The sequence below is a fragment of the Chitinophaga sp. 9-1-y genome, assembly GCF_059511905.2.
Map to the genome: position 1 here is coordinate 7,934,368 of NZ_CM197955.1, position 18,582 is coordinate 7,952,949.

The following is an 18,582-nucleotide window of genomic DNA, read 5'->3' on the forward strand; positions in this document are numbered from 1 at the left end:
TTCCTCCTCAGGCATGCGTGGCGGCAATTTTCTTTGTCGCATCCTCTTCTGCTTCCTCATCATCATGAGATAAGTTACCTCTGCGGGAGAGGAAGGTGTACATGGCCGGAATTACATATAGTGTTAATACCAGTGAGAATACAATACCTCCCACAATTACGATCCCCAGTGGAATACGGCTGGTAGCGGCGGCACCCAATGACATGGCAATTGGCAACGCACCCAGCGCCATGGCCAGGCTGGTCATCAGGATGGGACGAAGACGCATGGAAGACGCGTTGATAACAGCATCCGCTTTCTGCATGCCGTTGTCGCGCTGATGGTTGGCGAATTCCACGATCAGTATGCCATTCTTGGTTACCAACCCGATCAGCATAATAACACCGATTTGAGAGAAGATATTCCAGGTTTGATTAAACAGCCAGAGTGATAACAATGCACCTGCAAAAGCCAGTGGTACCGTAAGCATGATGGTTAACGGATCTACCCAGCTTTCAAACTGTGCTGCCAGTACCAGGTAAATGAGTACCAGCGCCAATCCTAATGCAAACATCGTATTGGAACCGCTTTCTGCATAGTCACGTGAAGAACCGGATAATGCGGTGTTAAACGAGTCATTGAGGATTTGTTCTTTTTGTAGTTTATCATAAATCCGGTACATCTCTTTAAGACCATCACCAATGGTTTTGCCCGGAGCAAGGCCCGCAGAAATGGTGGCAGATTTATAACGGTTAAAGTGATAAATAATCGGCGGACTGGTTTCTTCTTCAATGCTTACCACGTTGTCCAGCTGTATCGCTTCGCCGCGGGAGTTGCGTACATACAGGTTTTGCAGATCCATTGGATCATCGCGATCTGCACGGAACACTTGCCCCATTACCTGGTATTGTTTGCCATTTCTGATAAAGTAGCCATAGCGCAGGTTACTCAACGCCAGCTGCAGGGTTTGTGAGATGTCCTGCACAGAAACACCCAACTGTGTGGCTTTATCGCGATTGATATGTATGCGTAATTCAGGTTTATTAAACTTCAGGTCCACATCCGTTCCCTGGAAAATGGGGCTACTGCTTACTTCTTCCATGAATTTAGGCAGTACAGATGTTAACGTATCAAAGTTGATATGTTCCAGTACAAATGACACCGGTAATCCGCTACGACGCCCTACCTGGATGGTTTGTGCTTCAATGGCAAATACCTTACCCTCAGGGAACCGGTTCATATTACGGTTCACCATATTCACAATATCTTTCTGCGAACGTTTACGGTCATGTGGTTCGGTAAGCATAACGTTGGCGAAGGCGGTGTTAACGGCGCCGGAGCCACTGAATCCGGGAGAGGTAACGCTGAGTACAATCTTTTTCTCCGGTATGGAGTCTACCATGAATTTGGTGAGCCGGTCTACATAGTTGTCCATGTAGTCATAGGCAGTGCCTTCCGGTGTGGTGATAGACAAGCGGAAAGTGCTGCGATCTTCGAGTGGCGCCAGTTCTGATTGCAGGGTTTTGAAGAGGAAGTAAATCATCACCAGGCAGCCGGCGATAATTAATCCTGCTACCCAACGGAAACGCATAAACGCTTCCAGTGAATTTTTATAGCCGTCTTCCATCCAGCGGAAGAAAGGTTCTGTTTTAGTATAGAACCAGGAGTGGGTATGTGTTTTACGACCCAGCTTCACGTTCAGTACAGGTGTTAAGGTGAGGGAGACAAAAGCAGAAATAATTACCGCTCCTGCCACCACTATTCCGAATTCGCGGAAAAGCTGCCCAACAAACCCCTGCAGGAAGATGATAGGTAAGAATACGAAGGCGAGGGTGATAGACGTTGCAATAACCGCAAAGAATATTTCCTCGGATCCTTCTCTGGCCGCCCGCATTCTGGGTATACCGGCTTCTATCTTCTTATAAATGTTTTCTGTTACCACAATACCATCATCCACTACCAGCCCTGTAGCGAGTACGATGGCCAGGAGGGTAAGGATATTAATGGTAAATCCGCAGGCATACATAATGAAGAAGGCGCCGATCAGGGATACCGGAATATCTATCAAAGGGCGCAAAGCCATCAACCAGTCGCGGAAGAACAAGTATACAATAATGATTACCAGTACTAACGCCACAATGAGGGTTTCCTCTACTTCATCAATAGATTGTTTGATGAATTTGGTGTTGTCCATGGCGATATTTACGGAGTAATCGTCCGGAATATCTTTTTTGAGTTGGTTGAATCTTTTGTAGAATTCGTCGGCGATGGCCACATAGTTGGAGCCGGGTTGGGGAATCAGGGCGAGCGCAATCATAGGACTACCTGATTCTTTCAGCACGGTTTCTTCATTTTCCGGTCCGAGTACGGCCTGGCCAATATCCCGGATGCGGATTTCGCTGCCATTGATATTTTTGATAATGAGGCCATTGAAATCATCTTCAGAAACGAGGCGGCCGAAGGTACGTACGGTGAAGTCGGTAGCATTACCAGCTATTTTCCCGGAAGGTAACTCCACGTTTTCTCTTGCCAGCGCGGCTTGTACGTCGCCGGGGGTAAGGCTATAGGAAGATAATTTAGCCGGATCCATCCAGATACGCATGGCGTATCTTTTTTCTCCCCATATCTGTATGGCACTTACGCCGGGAATGGTTTGCAGTTTTTCCAGGAGTACGTTGGTACCATATTCTGTTACTTCCAATTGGTTGCGGGTGTTACTCTGAACCGTCATGGAAATGATGGCGTCTGAGTTGGCGTCCTGCTTGGATACTACGGGAGGGGCATCAATATCGGGAGGTAAGCTGCGGAGGGCCTGGGAAACTTTATCGCGTACGTCGTTGGTAGCGCCTTCCAGGTCTTGTCCGAGCTCAAATTCCACGGTAATATTGCTGCTTCCCTGGCTGCTGCTGGAAGATATATTTTTAATCCCGGCGATACCGTTGATTTGTTTTTCGAGTGGTTCCGTGATCTGTGTTTCAATAATATCGGAGTTAGCGCCGGCATAGGAGGTGCGCACGTTCACGATAGGCGGATCGATGGCCGGGAAATCTCTTACCCCCAGAAAAGTAAAGCCCACCAGACCGAATATCACAATAATGATATTCATCACGATAGCAAATACGGGGCGTTTGAGTGATAATGAAGGTAAACTCATGGTAAATATTTTAGGAAGAATTGCGAATTAGGAATTACGGATCTGTGGGAAGATGGTGAACGCGAAGCGTATCCGCTATGATCTCCTCACAAATCCGTAATTCCTAATTCGTAATTTTTCATTATTGTATCTTATTATACTTGAGCGGCATGCCTTGTTTCAGCTGGAGGATACCGGTGGTAATGACGGTATCGCCGGGCTGCAGTCCGGAGGTGATTTGTACGCTACTTTCAGTACGCAGGCCTGTTTCCACTACTACAAATTTTACTTTGCCGCTATCTGCTACAATTACTTTTTTATCGCGGGTACCGGGAATCACCGCCTGTGAAGGAATCATCAGGGCGTCGGGCAGGTCTTTTAATATGATTTTCACCTTGGCAAAAGATCCGGGGAACAGTACACCATTATTATTAGGAACAATGGCCCGGAGTTTTACGGTGCGGGTGGTCAGGTCAATTTTCGGATCAATGGCATAGATGCTGCCTTTATATTCTTTATTGTCTCCTGCTACATAAAAATTGACCTGGTCGCCGTTTTTGATGGCATTTCGGTATTTCTCTGCTACGGAGAAGTCCATTTTCAGTGGATCTATCTGTTGGAGGGTGGTAATAACGGTGGCGGAGGACACGATGGCGCCTTCGCTGACGTTCCGTAAGCCCAATTTTCCACTAAAGGGGGCGCGGAGTTCCGTTTTCTGCAGTTGGGTTTGGGTATAGTCCATATCGGCGCCATAAGCGCTTACCTGGTTATGGGTAACATCTACGTCTTGCTGGCTGATACCATTTATTTTCAGCAGGTTTTCCTGGCGTTCCAGCGTAGTTTTGGCCAGTTGTTGTTGTAATTTGAGTTTTTGCAGCTGGGCTTTGAGATCTTCATCGTACAGTTTTACGAGGAGGTCGCCTTTTTTAACGGAGGTGCCTTCTTTAAAATAGAGGTGTATGATACGGCCATTGATTTCCGGCTTTACTTCTACTTCTTCATTGCTCTGAAGGGTACCGCTGGCTTCAATAGATTGGTCGAGCCGGGATGATTTTACAATCCAGGCATCGGTGAGCAGGGCTTTGGGCCCGGCTCCTTTGGCGGCTGCGGCTGGTTCTCCGGCAGCCTTGGTATTGGTTGTTTTCTTATAAATAAGGAAGACTACAATACCGGCAGCGGCCAATAATACGATTGAGCGAACAGTCTTTTTGGTGATGGCCATATCTTTTTATAGGTGTTTTTTATAGCTTTTTGGTCCTTAGCTGCTAGTTTTAGCAGAAAAATACGCGAATACAACAATTGGAAGATGGCGATATCGTGCCATTATCTCACAAGCCGGGCAAATTTAAGCATTGAGGGGGCTGAATACTACCGGCAACTGTTAATTAGCGTTAAGGCTTTAGATAAGTGGTGATATAGGTGGTTGAATGGAGATATTTTAAGATTTATAGATTTTGGATTTGGGAGATTGGCTTATTTGTCCCGAAAAAGGCGACTTTTGTGCTAAAATAAGCAAATCTATAAACCTGCCAGTATCAAAATTATATAAATTCTTTTATTAACAAAGCTATGAATATGTTTACTGTACTGGGTTTGGTGAGATTGATCCTATTGGAGCGCCTTTAAAATTCGGGCTATCTGTTGGCAATTCAATAAAAATTATATTTTTGCAGTCAAGTTTTAAACCAAAAACACTTAAAATTATGTCAGACATTGCATCAAGAGTTAAAAAGATCATCATTGACAAATTGGGCGTTGACGAAGCCGAGGTAACTCCTGAAGCCAGCTTCACCAACGACTTAGGCGCTGACTCTTTGGATACGGTAGAACTGATTATGGAATTCGAAAAAGAATTCAACATCTCCATTCCTGACGAACAAGCTGAAACTATTACTACTGTTGGCCAGGCAGTTGCTTACCTGGAAGAACATGTAAAATAATCCTACTAATCAGAATTGTTTTAATGCAACCAAGACGAGTTGTCGTTACAGGTTTAGGCGCTCTTACACCGCTCGGCAATTCCGTAGCTGATTTTTGGCACGGATTGACGAACGGTGTATCCGGCGCGGATTTTATCAAGCAATTTGATGCTTCCAAGTTTAAAACTCGTTTTGCTTGTGAACTGAAAAATTTTGATCCTGCTAACTACCTGGACAAAAAGGAGGCCCGTAAGATGGACCCCTTTACACAAACGGCTGTAATTGCCGCAGATCAGGCGATACTGGACGCCAATATCAATAAAGACAAGATCAATGCTGATCGGGTTGGAGTGATATGGGGTACCGGTGTTGGTGGTATGATCAATTTCAGTAACGAGCTGAAAGAATTCCACACTGGGGATGGTACACCCCGTTTCAGTCCTTTCTTAATTCCGAGGCTTATTCTTGATATCGCGGCAGGGTATATTTCTATCCGCCATGGTTTCAGGGGGCCGAATTTTTCTGTTGTATCAGCCTGTGCGTCTGCAACCAATGCAATCATAGAGGCCATGTACAGTATCCGCTATGGTAAAACCGATATGGTGATTACCGGTGGGTCAGAAAATGTAATTAATGAGCCTTGTGTTGGCGGATTTAACGCTATGAAGGCCCTGTCGGAAAGGAATGATGATCCCAAAACTGCTTCCAGACCCTTTGACCTTGACCGTGATGGTTTTGTGATGGGAGAAGGAGCTGGTGCCCTTGTACTGGAGTCATTAGAACATGCACAGGCAAGAGGAGCCAGGATATATGCAGAGTTAGCCGGTGGCGGCGCTACCGCAGACGCATATCACATTACAGCCCCCCATCCGGAAGGACTGGGCGCTTTAAATGTAATGCGGAATGCCCTGGCAGATGCCGAAATGCAGGCCAACGAAATCGATTATATCAACGTTCACGGTACTTCCACTCCGTTGGGAGATATTGCCGAAGTAAAAGCCATTCAGGGGGTTTTTGGAGAGCATGCTTATAATTTAAACATCAGCTCTACTAAATCCATGACCGGGCACTTGCTCGGGGCTGCCGGCGCCGTTGAATCTATAGCCGTAATTATGTCAATCCTTGATGGCATAGTTCCTCCTACGATCAACCACTTTACTGACGACCCGCAGTTAGACCCGAAGCTGAATTTTACTTTTAATATCGCACAAAAGAGAGAAGTACGCGCTGCATTATCCAATACCTTTGGTTTTGGAGGACATAATGCCTCCGTTATTTTCAAAAAATTCGTTCCTTGATCTTGATTGTGTGAATTTACTGCCAGGTTTTTTATATCGACTAGTTTCCAAAAAACGGCACTTATATAAGGAGTTGCACAACCTGCTGGGATTCCCTCCAGGTAACTTCGCCCTTTATGAAGTGGCCCTGAGCCATCGTTCCAGTAAAGAAAAATTCCTGGAAAGCAACGAAAGGCTGGAATACCTCGGAGACGCTATTCTCGGCGCCATCGTGGGGGACTATCTCTTTAAAAAATATCCTTACAAAACAGAAGGATACTTAACAGAGATGCGGTCCAAGATTGTAAACCGGCAGCAACTCAATGATATCGCCATCAAGATGGGACTGCGTAAGCTCACCATCTACGATAAGTACAACAGCTTTCTCAAAATCAGCCAGATATTCGGTAACACCCTCGAAGCCCTTGTAGGCGCCGTTTACCTGGACCGCGGTTATAATAAAACCCAGCAATTTGTTCATAAGCGCATTATTATGCCTTATATCGACATGGAAATGTTGGAAACCGTGGAAATGAACCACAAAAACAAACTATACGGCTGGGCCAATAAAAATGGCAAAACATTGGAATTCGAATTGCTCGAAGAACAAATGGATAACGGCCGCCGCATCTTTACCGTAGGAGCTGTGGTAGATGGAGAACTGATTTGCAGCGGTAAAGCGTTTAATAAAAAAGATGCCAGCCAGATTGCTGCCCAACAAGCCATTATACAACTGGGATTAGGCGACTAAAAAAGCCGTCAGCAGTAAGCTTCCGGCTTTCGTCTACAATGGTCCACTACCTTGTTGTTGTTGGAGACTTTCTTTTACATCTCCCTATATTATCTCCTCACCGGATGCCTTAATATTGTTTTCAATTTTTCTGGCGCCGTTTTCCTAAAATCAGATAAATAGATTTCATGATGCAGGCCATTCATATGTAAGCCTTCCTTTTCCATGAAATCGTCCATCTTTTTGAGTGATGCCGGTTCTTCACTAAAAGGTCCGGTATGTAGCATTTGTACGCATAACCCCTCCTCTATCTGCTTAAAGTCAATCTGCCGGATATAAACCGAATGCTTCTTTTTCTCTGTAGCCAATACTGACTCGGAAAATTGCTGCCGGGTGATTTCATCTGGCAACCGAATAGCCAGTTCATAATTCCATTGATCCCGGGGAACCTGTAAAGGGTCTACCTGCTGGTTATCTACCCACCAGAAACCTTCCAGTTTGCTGACCGTGAAATCAAGCCCCTTTTGTTTGCTGGCAAATTTAATCCCGTAAGCTACACCATATAGTGCTGCAACGGCTTCTGCAAACGAGGCGCCATCCGGATCGCCCTTGCCGGTAATCGTCAGAAATAATCCTTTTGAAATGGTTACCAGCTCAGGTGTTTTCCCGGCGGTATAGTAGGATTTGAATACTTTCGTTAAATCCAGTTTGTCCATGTGTTTGAGTGTTAGCTGTATATCAAAAGCAAATGAGATCAGGAGCAACCAGCCCAGATAGATATACGTTTTCATATAAAAGGTTTGGGCAATACAAATAATGGGTGCAGGCGCCCGTTCCCGCACCCACTATCAGACTATATAACTCCTATCTGCACGTTGGTGATGTTATGCTCAGGATGTTCAAAATTGTATTGGAGGTACTGTTCGCGGGTATAACCATTCATTTGTAAACCCAGCATTCCCATACCGGTAAACAGTTTACCGTACGTGTTGGCTAAAAGATCCCAGCTGCCGTGGTGCTGCATGCTTACACATTTGAAGGGAGGTAATGTTTCACATTGCCAGGGGGCGGCCACTGCTTTTACTTCGGTAACCGGCAGGCCTATATCGAGGGCAAATATGGTGTCAGGTTGCCCATCGAAGCCATGGTAGTGCCATTGCGCTCCGCCGCTGATTTCCAGCCCGGCTGCTACTGCTGCCTCGTATACGTCTTTAATAGCAGTACGTACCAGTTTCAGCATGCCTTCATAGTTAGTTTCATAGCGGCGGTAGAAGAAGTGAAAGGAAGAAGACATTCCCATGTCAGTACCTGCAGCGCCACCGTCAAAGAAGCTAAACCAGAATTTTAGCTGCTCGTTTTGCAGCAGGTCGAAGTGATGAAGGATAGCTTTGGTAAAAGGAACCATCGCGGTGCCGCTGGCGGTAATAATATGCGGTGCCGCCACTGCCGGGCTGTTGTCGTAGAAATCGCCGCCTTTGTAAGCTGGCGCCAGTTGTTTCAGAACTTCCGAATGATTGCTGGTATGCGGGATATTATCCAGGAAGCCGTGTTGGGCTAATAATGCAGTAGCGCCACAGATGGCGGCAATAGTTTTCTGTTTTTCGAGTAATTGCCGGACAAGAGGTAATACTTCGGTGTTGGCGCCTTGCTCCATGGGTGCGCCTCCCGGGAGAATCAGCAGGTCAATATCAGCAGCCATTACCTGTGCCAGGCTGGCTTGTGGCTGTACCAATAGTTTGCCTCCGGATGTAACAGGCTGGCCATCGAGCGAGAAAGTAACGATATTAACAGATGTAAAGCTACCCATGCCATACATCGCAAGGGCGGGTTCCCAGTCTGAATAGCCATCGAAAAGGAATACATAACAATTGTTCAGCGTCTTCATATTGTGTTGTTTTTAATCACAATACAAAGCAACGATGGGGCAGTGACAACCTTATGTCAGCAGTAATCTGAAAATTATAAATAATGTTCTTTGAGCTCCGTTACCAGTTCTTGCATCCGCTCTTTGAGCTCCTGTGGCTGGATTACCTCCACATGGTTGCCGAACATGATGAGCCAGCGGGCAAAGTTTCCCAGGTAGGGTTGGAGAAAAGTCATCTCTGTTTGGTTACCGGTCACCTTTTCTTCCATGAGGCCGTAATAATATTTCTGCTCGCGGATATATCGCATGATTTCGTTATCCACATTGATTTTGATCAGGTGGGTATCTTCCTTATTCTGCTGGCGCTGTTGTTCCAGGTAATCCTGTAAAGAGGGGTGTTTGTTTTTCTGATAATTGACAGATAGTACACTTAATTTACGGATCCGGTCTAACCGGAAGTCGCGATAGCCCTGCCTGAGCCGGCAAAAGGCGATCAGGTGCCAGTTACTGCTGAGATGAAAAATACCTATTGGTTCTACTTCTCTTTTGGTCCCTACTCCTTCCTGCAGGGAAAAGTACTCCATGCTGACTACCTGGCTCATACCCAGTGCCTGTTGAATATCGGAAAGAAAGCGGTTAGGAAACTGGCTCACTTCCGCATTTACAGGCTGGTACCTGAATACAGCGATGTTTTCGTCCAGGGACTCGAGGTAGTCTTTTTCAGCTCCCCGCAATACGGACCGTATTTTTTCCATGGCCAGGCTAAACTGCTTCTTGTTGCTGTGGTCGCTGAAGTGCTCCATCAGTTTTTCGCCGGTAAGGAGCGCAGCAGCCTCTTCTTTAGAGAACATCACCGGCGGCAGGTGATAGCCTTCCACGATATAATAGCCGGTTCCTGCCTCCGCTCCAATAGGCACACCAGCCTCCTGTAGGGCTTTTACGTCCCGGTACACCGTTCTCAGGCTAATATTAAAGCGGTCGGCGATTTCTGCCGCCTTTACAATTTTTTTACCCTGTAATTGAATGAGAATGGCTGTTAGACGGTCTATACGGTTCATGAAGGCTGTTGTTCTGGGTACGAATTTCGGGGTCCAAAAATTATTTTCAGAATTTTTTTTAAATCCATTAAACTTTATTCAACGTACATCGTCTTAAATACATAACAATCTTCTGATAACAGAAAAGATACTGAGAAAAAGACAAAGACGACTTTCGGAAGATCATCAACACAATGCTACAGTACAGAATATAGGTTAAATGGTAAGTCCCTGCAATTTCTTGCGGGGACCTGTTTTTTTAGGAGGTTAAAGCAAAAAGCTATCAAAGCGAATGCTTAAGCGAAAGTAGCACCTAAAAAGTCGCCTATACAATTTCCTCACCCGCTTTAATAGCTTTTTGTTTTCGGCTTTATGCCTTTAGCTTCTATCAATAACTCATCTCGTTTAATTTCACTTTACCCCTGAAAGTCCAGAACAGGAAAACCGTATATCCAATTACCATAGGGGTACCGATAGCCGCAATTAATAACATAATTTTTAATGACTTTACAGAAGAAGCCGCGGCATAAATGCTGATGCTATAGGCTGGATCTGTAGTAGAGATGACGATGTTCGGGTATAATCCAACCGCAAACAGGATCAGCAGGCAGGCGGTAATAATACTGGAATAGAGAAAAGCGGTATAATATTTACGGGCGTCTACATTCCTTTTGATGTTTAACAGGATGAGTACCGCTACCATTGGCAATATGAACAGCTGCGGATGTGTTTTAAACTGATGCGTCATATGTGGCACATAAATCAGGGTAGCCATTGACGTTAGTATAAAACACAGGATGAAAAATTTACTGCAGTTGTTTACAATCACTGTCAGCCTTGTATACAACCTGTTTTCTGTTTTCATGACCAGGTAAATAGCTCCATGGAGCATAAACAGCGATAATGTGGTAAACGCAATCAGGATAGCGTATGGATTAAAGAAGGTAAGCAGGTTGCCGGTAAACTCATGTTCTTTATTGATAGGCAGCCCATGAATCAGGTTGCCCAATACCAATCCCAACAGCAACGTAATACTGGTGCTGGAAACGGTATAACTGATATCCCACATTTTCCGCCACCACAGCCAGGATTCCTTACTTCTGAATTCTATGGAAATAGCCCGGAAAATCAGGGCTACCAGGAATAACATGAAGGGAATATAAAAGGTAGATAATACTACGCCATATACCAGCGGGAAGCCTGCAAACAGCGCCCCTCCTGCAATAACCAGCCATACCTCATTACCATCCCATACCGGTCCAATAGCATTCAGCACCAGGCGCCGGCTTTCTTCTTTCTTAAAAAATAAGTGCAGGGCGCCTGCTCCGAGGTCAAAACCATCGAGTACACCATATCCTGTGATCAATCCGCCAATTACTAAAAACCACCAGGTTGGCAGATCCAGTCCGAGTATTGTTTCCATATATTGCTATGATTTAGGATGGTAAGTAAGGTTGTCATTGTAGTAGCCATCAAACTCTGTTTCAGCATTCTCCGAAATGTCTGGCCCATGCTGGATTTTACGGGTTAGCAGGTACATGAAAAGCGTAAACAACAATAGATATACCAGCGTAAATAATATCAGCGAGAACATCACCTGGTCTGAAGTCACTTTCCGCGATAAAGCATCTGAGGTGCGTAGCAGCTTGTATACTACCCAGGGTTGTCGTCCTACTTCTGCGGCATACCAGCCTACCTGGTTGGCAATTTGTGGTAACACCACAGCCCAGGCAAAGATGATCATCAGCCAGCGTTGGTTAAACAACTTCTTTCTCCATAAAAGAAAAACAGCTAACAAAGTTAATCCAATGAGTATCATGCCAATAGAGATCATCATATGATACATCTGGAAAACGAAGTTGACGGCACCAGGTCTGTCTTCTTTGGGCGTAGCCCGCAATCCCTCTACCGGCGCTGAAAAGTTCCCATGTGTCAGGAAAGAAAGACCGCCAGGGATTTTTATACCTGTAGTGGTTTCATTTTTATTATCCACCCATCCTACCAGGTACATTGGCGCTACAGCCGAACTATCATAGTGGCCTTCCATCGCTGCTAATTTAGCCGGCTGGTATTTGCTGACATAATGTGCAGAGCGATGCCCGGTGAACAGCTGCATCAAAGCAGCCACCACGGCTACACTCAGGCCTACTTTGAACATAGCCTGCGCGTGTTTTACAAAACGTTCTTTTAATATATACCAGGCGCCTACACTCATCACCAGGAAAGCACCTGCGAGGAAGGAACCAATAATAACATGAGAGAAGCGATCTACAGAAGAAGGATTCAGCACCATTTCCCAGAAGTCTGTTACTACCGCACGCGCCTGCATATCGTGGCCTTCAATGCGGAATCCTGCGGGTGTTTGCTGCCAGGAGTTGGCAATAACGATCCACAACGCGGAAAAAATAGAACCCAGGGCAACCATACAGGTAGAAAAAAAGTGAACGCCTTTGTTCACCCGGTTCCATCCAAACAGTAAAACGCCCAGGAAGGCAGATTCCATGGCAAAAGCGAAGATCCCTTCTGCCGCCAGGGCGCTGCCGAAGATATCCCCCACATAATGAGAGTAGGTAGCCCAGTTGGTCCCGAATTCAAACTCCATCACAATACCCGTGGCTACCCCAATCCCGAAGATTAGGGCAAATATTTTGATCCAAAACCGGGTGATATCCTTATAGAGTGCGAGACCTGTTTTGAGATACAGCCCTTCCATAATAACGAGACAGAGTCCCAGTCCTATACTCAGCGGAGGATAGATATAGTGAAAGGCAATGGTGAAGGCAAATTGTATCCTGGATAGTATTTCTACAGAAGGCATAATACAAAATTATTGATGCAAAGGTAGGAGGTGAAGATATCCATGAAACTGATGTTTGTCATGTATTGATAAAAATATAATGTTATCATCACCTTAACAAGGAAAATAACAGGTTTGTCGCCTTGTTTTACTATCTTGAAACAATAATTTTAGTGTAATGGTTTACTTGATATAACGTCCTGCCGCTGCGCAGGACGTTTATATGTATATTAGTTTAGTTCATTTCAATCACGATTTTACCAAAATAGCTACTGCTACCCATGTGTTGGAATGCTTCCTGCACCTTGCTTACAGGGAATACGCTGTCTATAACCGGATGAATATCATTTGCCTCTACTGCTGCTACCAATTGCTGGAAACTCTCCAAACTACCCACAGAATATCCCTGTAACCGGATGTAATTACCTACAATGGTAAACAGGTCTAATGGTAATTGCGCACCCGCAATGAATCCTACCAATCCCACAAAGCCGTTCATGCCAACAGATTTCACAGAATTAACAATAGTGGCAGCGCCGGCAATATCCAGCGTAGCGTGTACGCCTGCGCCATTAGTCAGCCGCTTTACTTCTTCGTGCCAGTCGGGATATTGTTTATAATCAATGACTTCATGCGCCCCCAACGCCTGCAATTTTTTTAATTTCTCCGGGCTGCTGCTGGTAGCGATTACTTTCGCACCCGCCGCCAGGGCCAATTGCAACGCGAACAAGGAAACGCCGCCAGTGCCTTGTGTAAGAACGGTTTGTCCGGGTTGAATGCCGGCATAACCCATAAGGCCTGTCCATGCGGTAACACCAGCAACTGGTAACGTGGCCGCCTCTACGCTACTGAGGTTAGCAGGCGTACGCACCAAAGCATATTCCGGAACAGCTGCATATTCTGCGAGCATACCGGGGGTACTCACACCTGTTCTGATGTGATTGGTGGTGGGAGTGGCTTTCCCGTTTTGCCAAAGCTGATTATATTGTACAATTACCCGGTCGCCAGGTTTCCATTGGCTTACCTTATCGCCGATGGCGGCTACTACGCCTGCGCCATCAGAAGTTGGGATGCGGGGTAAAGGCAATTGTTTACTATAAGTACCAGTAGCCAGGGCTACATCAAGATAATTGAGCCCGGCGGCTTCTATTTTAACTAATACTTCGTGCGGTGCAGGTGTGGGGGTAGGGAGTTCTGTGAGTTGTAAACTGTCCAGTCCGAAGGCTATTTGTTGTACTGCTTTCATAAGAATAATTTTTCTGACACAAAATTGCATACTAACTTCATATCAGACAAGTATGCACCTTTTGGTAATGTAGTTACCAGTTGGGTACTATTGCTGATAATCAATGCCAAAAAAATGAAGAAATCGGAAAAAAATAATGATCTCGATACTATTTGTGCAGTAGATTATGCTTTTCAACGCATTGGAGGCAAACATAAAGGACGGGTTATTTATCATCTTAGAGATGGTGTAAGGCGATATGGAGAATTACGCCGGTCAGTAACCGGTATTACTGCAAAAATGCTGACGCAGGTATTGCGGGAATTGGAAGAAGATCAGTTGGTCACCCGTCATGTATACCTGGAAGTGCCACCGCGGGTGGAGTACGAATTAACAGCTACTGGCAGAGAGTTGTTGCCTTTCATTAAGCTGTTGAGTAACTGGGGACGGAAGCAGATGGGACTGGAGCCGCATTATGAGCTGGTGGTGACGGAACAGCTTTCAATACGGTAGCGGAAAAAGAGGAGGTAGTCGCAAAATGCGATCACCTTAAAACGCTGAACTTTTCAGCAAATTTTGAATAATCAATGCTACAATAGCAGTATAAACTAAGATGCCCCTCCGCTTTCAGTGGGGGGCATCTTAGTTATAATTATCCTTTTACGACAATGTTGCCATTGCCTCAAATTCTTTCTTCCTGTCTCTATACTCCTCCATCGTAAAATTATACACTACTGAATCGCGTTTGTTCTTATTCGCTACAAAGTGACAAGCATGAATATACGGTTCTGCGATATTCAGTTTATCCAGCGGCGTTACAACTAACAGCTGCAAATTGAGCTGTCCGCAATACTCCATCAGGTAGTGGCTTTTTTCAGGATCCAGTTTGCTGAAAGCCTCATCCACCGTGATGAAGCGCAGGCTGCGATGCTGCCTGTTGGCTTCGTTGATACCAAACTGGTAAGCAATGGCGGCACCGAGAATGGTGTAGGTAAACTGTGCTTTTTCACCACCGGAAAGACTGGCCGTATCTTCGTAATATTTGAAGGCTTTATTATCGGCGATATAGAATTCTTTCGCACCGAAATCGAGCCAGTTACGCACATCGGTTACTTTACGACGCCACGCTTCGTTTTGCTGCAGTTCATCGATGAGGACCTTGATATTTTCGAAGAGCTGATCACCATAGGCTTCGTCCTTTTCCATGTGATATTTGTAGGAATCGGGAACAGCGCCACTGAGTTTTTCTTTGAAGTTGCGTATTTCCACGTCCTTTACATGGCGGCATTCCAGTTGCAGGTAGGTATCCGGATTTTTGTTGAAGGTAATGTTACGCAAAGGTTCATTAAGATCGTCCATTACTTCGCGGATGAGGTCTTCCTGTCCGTATATCCATGCACGGTAGTTGGTGATGGCATTGAGCATACTGGTATCCATGTATTTGCGGAACCGTTCTTTATGTTCAATGAGACGCTGGAATTTAATGCGTTCGTACAGGGAAGTAAATTCTTCCAGGTATTTCACATGTGGTTGGAGGTCGGTTACATCGCCGAGCCAGTCGGGATAGGTATCATGAATGGCTTTAGGCGGCATCACGAAGGCGGACAGCTGACGTGTGATTTCTGCTTCTTTTTCGGCCGATTGGCGCATGGCATCCTGCATGGTTGCTTTCATGTTATCATCGGCGCGTTTGCGGTAAGAAGCCAGTTCCATGGCTGTTTCTGCCGGCTCAGTGAGCGAAAGGTCTGTCAGGTATTCCATCACGTATTGGAGGGAGATATCATCGAGTTTATTGACCTTTAGCTGGTTGAAGTGGCGTAGTTTTTCCGCGGCTTTATCATCCAATCGTCCTTTTTCCTGCAGGGTTCTTTCCTTCTCTTTTTCTTTGGCGTGCAGTTGTGCGGTGATATCGTCGAGTTGATCGCAGATGACCTGGTATTTATCGCTGGTTTGCAGCAGCTGTGATTTTTCACGCGCAAACGATTCGATGACGCCGGCATGCGATTGCCAGCTGATTTCGCTGTAGTTGCGGAGCGACAGAAACGCATTCAACAGCGTGTTGATGGTGGTAACGGCTTTGCGGCTGTTTTCCAGCTGTGTAATGCTGTGTTGCAGCGTGGCGATGTTGTTATTGCATTCATCCTGTTCTTCTTTTAACAGGCGTAGTTTGTTTTTATTGTTCCATCCCAGTACATAATTGTTTTGCTGGGAACGGTTAGGGCGGTCATCTTTTTCGTGACGGGTAGCCTGTCGCGTTAGTCCATTGGAAGTAACCGCTTTGCGTGAGCGGTTGAATACTGCCATGTCATCGGTACAGGTATAGTCGAATTGGTCGAGCAGCTGGTTTTGCAACCATTCTTTGAAAACGGTGCCTGGTTTGATGTCTATTTTTTGCAGCAGGCTTTCCTTTTCGGTAGGCATGCGTAGCATGGTATAGCTCTCCTCCTCTACCTTGTGGTATACCAGGCGTGTTTGCAGGTTATTGGAATTGATATACCGGTTGATATCCATGATGTATTCTTCCGGTACCAGGAGGCGCAGACCGAAGTTGTGCAATACTTTCTCAATGGCATTTTCCCAGTGTAGTTCCGATTCTTTTACTTTGATCAGTTCACCGGCAAAAGGCAGGTCATCTTCCTGTACCTCCAGCATATCGGCCAGCTGTTGGCGGATGCGGATCAGTTCATAAGGAATATTGTTTTTCCGGTTCAGGAAGGAGTCTATTTCTTCTTCCAGGCGGGAAGCCTGTGTTCTTTCGGCATTCAGGCTGCTTTTATGGTGGAACATTTCCTCCTGTAATGTTTCCAGCTGTTTATCGTGACCGGCTTTCAGTTGTTCTGCGCCGGTGATATTTTCATGGAATTGCTGTTCATCGGGGTTGGGGGCCAGTTCCAGCCGGTCGGCGAGCATGTTATATTCTTCCATCTTATTACGTTTGGCTTCGAGGGCCTTTTGTTCGTAATGGATAGATTTTTCGATGGAGCGAAGTTGCTCATCTACGCTGTTGTTGGCTTTCTGGGCAATCAGCTCATCTTTGCGCAGGTTCAGTGATTGCAGGTGTTCGTTGATACTGGCGAGGGTACTGCCGGTTACCTGTTGTTCTTTCTGCAATACTTCCAGGTCTCTTTCGAGGATATCTTTTTCCTGTTTGTTGAACCAGGTGGGCAGGATGTCCTGGAGCATTTGGAGTTCGCGATTGCGGTCCTGTAGTGCCTGCCAGGCGGTTTTATTTTCGATGATGGGGCCGAGCATTTTCAGCTGGGTTTCATCTTTCTGAATGGCGCGGTGGCTGGACAGGAGGCTGTCGTAGTTTTCGCGCAGTTTGATGAACTCTGCTTCGGCATCTGTTTCTTCCAGCATCTGGCTACGGATGAAGGTATTGAGATCGCCGAGTACTTTGATACCAACGGTTTGGTTAAAGAGCGACAGGGCTTTTTCACTTCTCAGTCCGAAGATGTTGCTAAACAGGGCAGCGTATTCTTTAAAGCTATCGGTGATTTCCGTTTTAGGAAATTCGAGGCGTAATCTTTTTTTCCAGTCTCCTTTCACATCAAACTTACCGGCGCCGAAATGGTCGTTGATATTGAGTTTATGGGGAGAAACGATGAATTGTCTTTTCAGTTCACCGGAGTGCCATCTTACCTGTGCGAGGGTAATTTGGTGCATGGTAGCGGCGTTGTAGAAGTAGGCCAGCAGTACGGAGTAGGGATTGTTTTCCTTGTGCCGGAGTTGTTCTGTTTTAGACTGGAGGGAATCTTCCGAAAATGTTTTTCCGTAGTATCCCCAGAAGTAGGATTCTTCGCCGCGGTCTTTCCGTTGTTCGGTACCGGAAGACTGGTTATAGAAGCGTTTGCCGGCTGGCACGAGCAGGGTTAGCAGGGCATCGATGAGTGTGGTTTTGCCGCTACCATTGGCGCCTGTGAGCAGGGAGGTATTGCCATTGGTATTGAGCCGGTATATTTTATTGTGAAAGGTACCCCAGTTGTATATTTCGAGATATTGCAGCCGGAATCCACTTTCTTTCGAATCGCTATTGAACAGGGTGGACATGCAGTTTTAATTTTGATTTTATTTCTTCCAGTTTCTCATTATTCACCAGTGCTTTGATAATTCTTTTTACCTCGTATTGATGCAGTTCTTTATTGGCGGCATCTTCGCGGGTAACTTTCAGCACTCCTACGTTTAGCAGGCTGTTGATAGGTTTATTGAGATCTTTCAGCAGTTTGGATTTGTTGTGTCGTTCTTTGAAGAAGAGGGCGAGTCTTTCTTTGATTTCCCTTTGGGTCATAAAAAGACGGGTACCATTTCCCTGTAGATCGAATTCGTCGAGGGCTTCCCGGAGCACAATGCAAAGCAGGGTGGCTTCGTATGTAAGCCGGGTTTTGCGCATGAGCCGTGGCAGTGGTTTGTCGTTGGTTTCTTCTGCTTCCGGTTGTACGATGCGGGCAAAGCCGTCGGCTTCGTTGATAACGAGTTGTAAGCCTGTTTGCTGGAGGTATTTGCTCAGTTCTGTTTGCCATCCGAGCAGGTCTTTCCAGTAGGATTTGTCTTCTTCGTATACGGGTCCCTGCATGAGTTTTAGAAACACGTGTGCAAAGGGAGATATATTTTTCTCGGCCAT

14 protein-coding genes are annotated in these 18,582 nt (G+C 45.8%); 4 read left to right on the plus strand and 10 right to left on the minus strand.

Annotation, left to right across the window (positions count from 1 at the left end; all coding sequences use genetic code 11):
* Positions 1–7 precede the first annotated feature (7 nt).
* Both AC5ZC7_RS31645 and AC5ZC7_RS31650 read right to left on the minus strand, forming a co-directional pair.
* Positions 8–3,133: an efflux RND transporter permease subunit gene (locus tag AC5ZC7_RS31645; RefSeq protein ID WP_496161375.1), complete on the minus strand. Its 3,126-nt coding sequence runs from the start codon at positions 3,131–3,133 to the stop codon at positions 8–10.
* 121 nt (positions 3,134–3,254) lie between these two features.
* The gene (locus AC5ZC7_RS31650; RefSeq protein WP_496161374.1) at positions 3,255–4,334 is read right to left on the minus strand and encodes an efflux RND transporter periplasmic adaptor subunit; all 1,080 of its coding nucleotides are present in this window, start codon (positions 4,332–4,334) and stop codon (positions 3,255–3,257) included.
* A 481-nt stretch (positions 4,335–4,815) separates the two neighbouring features.
* Between AC5ZC7_RS31650 and AC5ZC7_RS31655 the strand changes: the two genes are divergently transcribed.
* From AC5ZC7_RS31655 to rnc, 3 genes are all read left to right on the plus strand, one after another.
* A complete protein-coding gene (locus tag AC5ZC7_RS31655) occupies positions 4,816–5,052 on the plus strand; it encodes an acyl carrier protein (protein WP_012788038.1) in 237 nt (78 codons plus the stop codon).
* A 23-nt stretch (positions 5,053–5,075) separates the two neighbouring features.
* The gene (gene fabF / locus AC5ZC7_RS31660) at positions 5,076–6,329 is read left to right on the plus strand and encodes a beta-ketoacyl-ACP synthase II (protein WP_496161373.1); all 1,254 of its coding nucleotides are present in this window, start codon (positions 5,076–5,078) and stop codon (positions 6,327–6,329) included.
* Positions 6,330–6,402: 73 nt separating this feature from the next.
* Positions 6,403–7,059, plus strand: a complete 657-nt coding sequence (rnc, locus tag AC5ZC7_RS31665; RefSeq protein WP_496161372.1) for a ribonuclease III — start codon at positions 6,403–6,405, stop codon at positions 7,057–7,059.
* Between the two features lie 89 nt (positions 7,060–7,148).
* Here rnc and AC5ZC7_RS31670 read toward each other — a convergent pair whose 3' ends face one another.
* The 6 genes from AC5ZC7_RS31670 to AC5ZC7_RS31695 all read right to left on the minus strand — a co-directional run bounded on the left by AC5ZC7_RS31670 (position 7,149) and on the right by AC5ZC7_RS31695 (position 13,982).
* A complete protein-coding gene (locus AC5ZC7_RS31670; protein ID WP_496161371.1) occupies positions 7,149–7,829 on the minus strand; it encodes a GyrI-like domain-containing protein in 681 nt (226 codons plus the stop codon).
* A gap of 62 nt (positions 7,830–7,891) precedes the next feature.
* A complete protein-coding gene (locus AC5ZC7_RS31675) occupies positions 7,892–8,923 on the minus strand; it encodes a DJ-1/PfpI family protein (protein ID WP_496161370.1) in 1,032 nt (343 codons plus the stop codon).
* A 74-nt stretch (positions 8,924–8,997) separates the two neighbouring features.
* A complete protein-coding gene (locus AC5ZC7_RS31680; RefSeq protein WP_496161369.1) occupies positions 8,998–9,960 on the minus strand; it encodes a WYL domain-containing protein in 963 nt (320 codons plus the stop codon).
* Between the two features lie 367 nt (positions 9,961–10,327).
* Positions 10,328–11,362 carry a cytochrome d ubiquinol oxidase subunit II gene (gene cydB, locus AC5ZC7_RS31685; RefSeq protein WP_496161368.1) on the minus strand — a complete coding sequence of 345 codons (1,035 nt, stop codon included), beginning with the start codon at positions 11,360–11,362 and terminating at the stop codon, positions 10,328–10,330.
* A 6-nt stretch (positions 11,363–11,368) separates the two neighbouring features.
* Positions 11,369–12,757, minus strand: coding sequence for a cytochrome ubiquinol oxidase subunit I (locus AC5ZC7_RS31690; RefSeq protein ID WP_496161367.1), 1,389 nt, complete (start codon positions 12,755–12,757; stop codon positions 11,369–11,371).
* A 214-nt stretch (positions 12,758–12,971) separates the two neighbouring features.
* A complete protein-coding gene (locus AC5ZC7_RS31695) occupies positions 12,972–13,982 on the minus strand; it encodes a zinc-binding dehydrogenase (protein WP_496161366.1) in 1,011 nt (336 codons plus the stop codon).
* Between the two features lie 114 nt (positions 13,983–14,096).
* Here AC5ZC7_RS31695 and AC5ZC7_RS31700 point away from each other — a divergent pair, with 114 nt between their 5' ends.
* A complete protein-coding gene (locus tag AC5ZC7_RS31700; protein WP_496161365.1) occupies positions 14,097–14,474 on the plus strand; it encodes a winged helix-turn-helix transcriptional regulator in 378 nt (125 codons plus the stop codon).
* A 147-nt stretch (positions 14,475–14,621) separates the two neighbouring features.
* Here the strand turns inward: AC5ZC7_RS31700 and AC5ZC7_RS31705 are convergent, their stop codons facing one another.
* Positions 14,622–18,011 carry an SbcC/MukB-like Walker B domain-containing protein gene (locus AC5ZC7_RS31705; protein ID WP_496161364.1) on the minus strand — a complete coding sequence of 1,130 codons (3,390 nt, stop codon included), beginning with the start codon at positions 18,009–18,011 and terminating at the stop codon, positions 14,622–14,624.
* Entirely contained in the window at positions 17,992–18,582 is a 591-nt protein-coding gene (locus AC5ZC7_RS31710; RefSeq protein WP_496161363.1) for a DUF4194 domain-containing protein, read from the minus strand. Before AC5ZC7_RS31710 ends, AC5ZC7_RS31705 begins: the two co-directional genes overlap by 20 nt.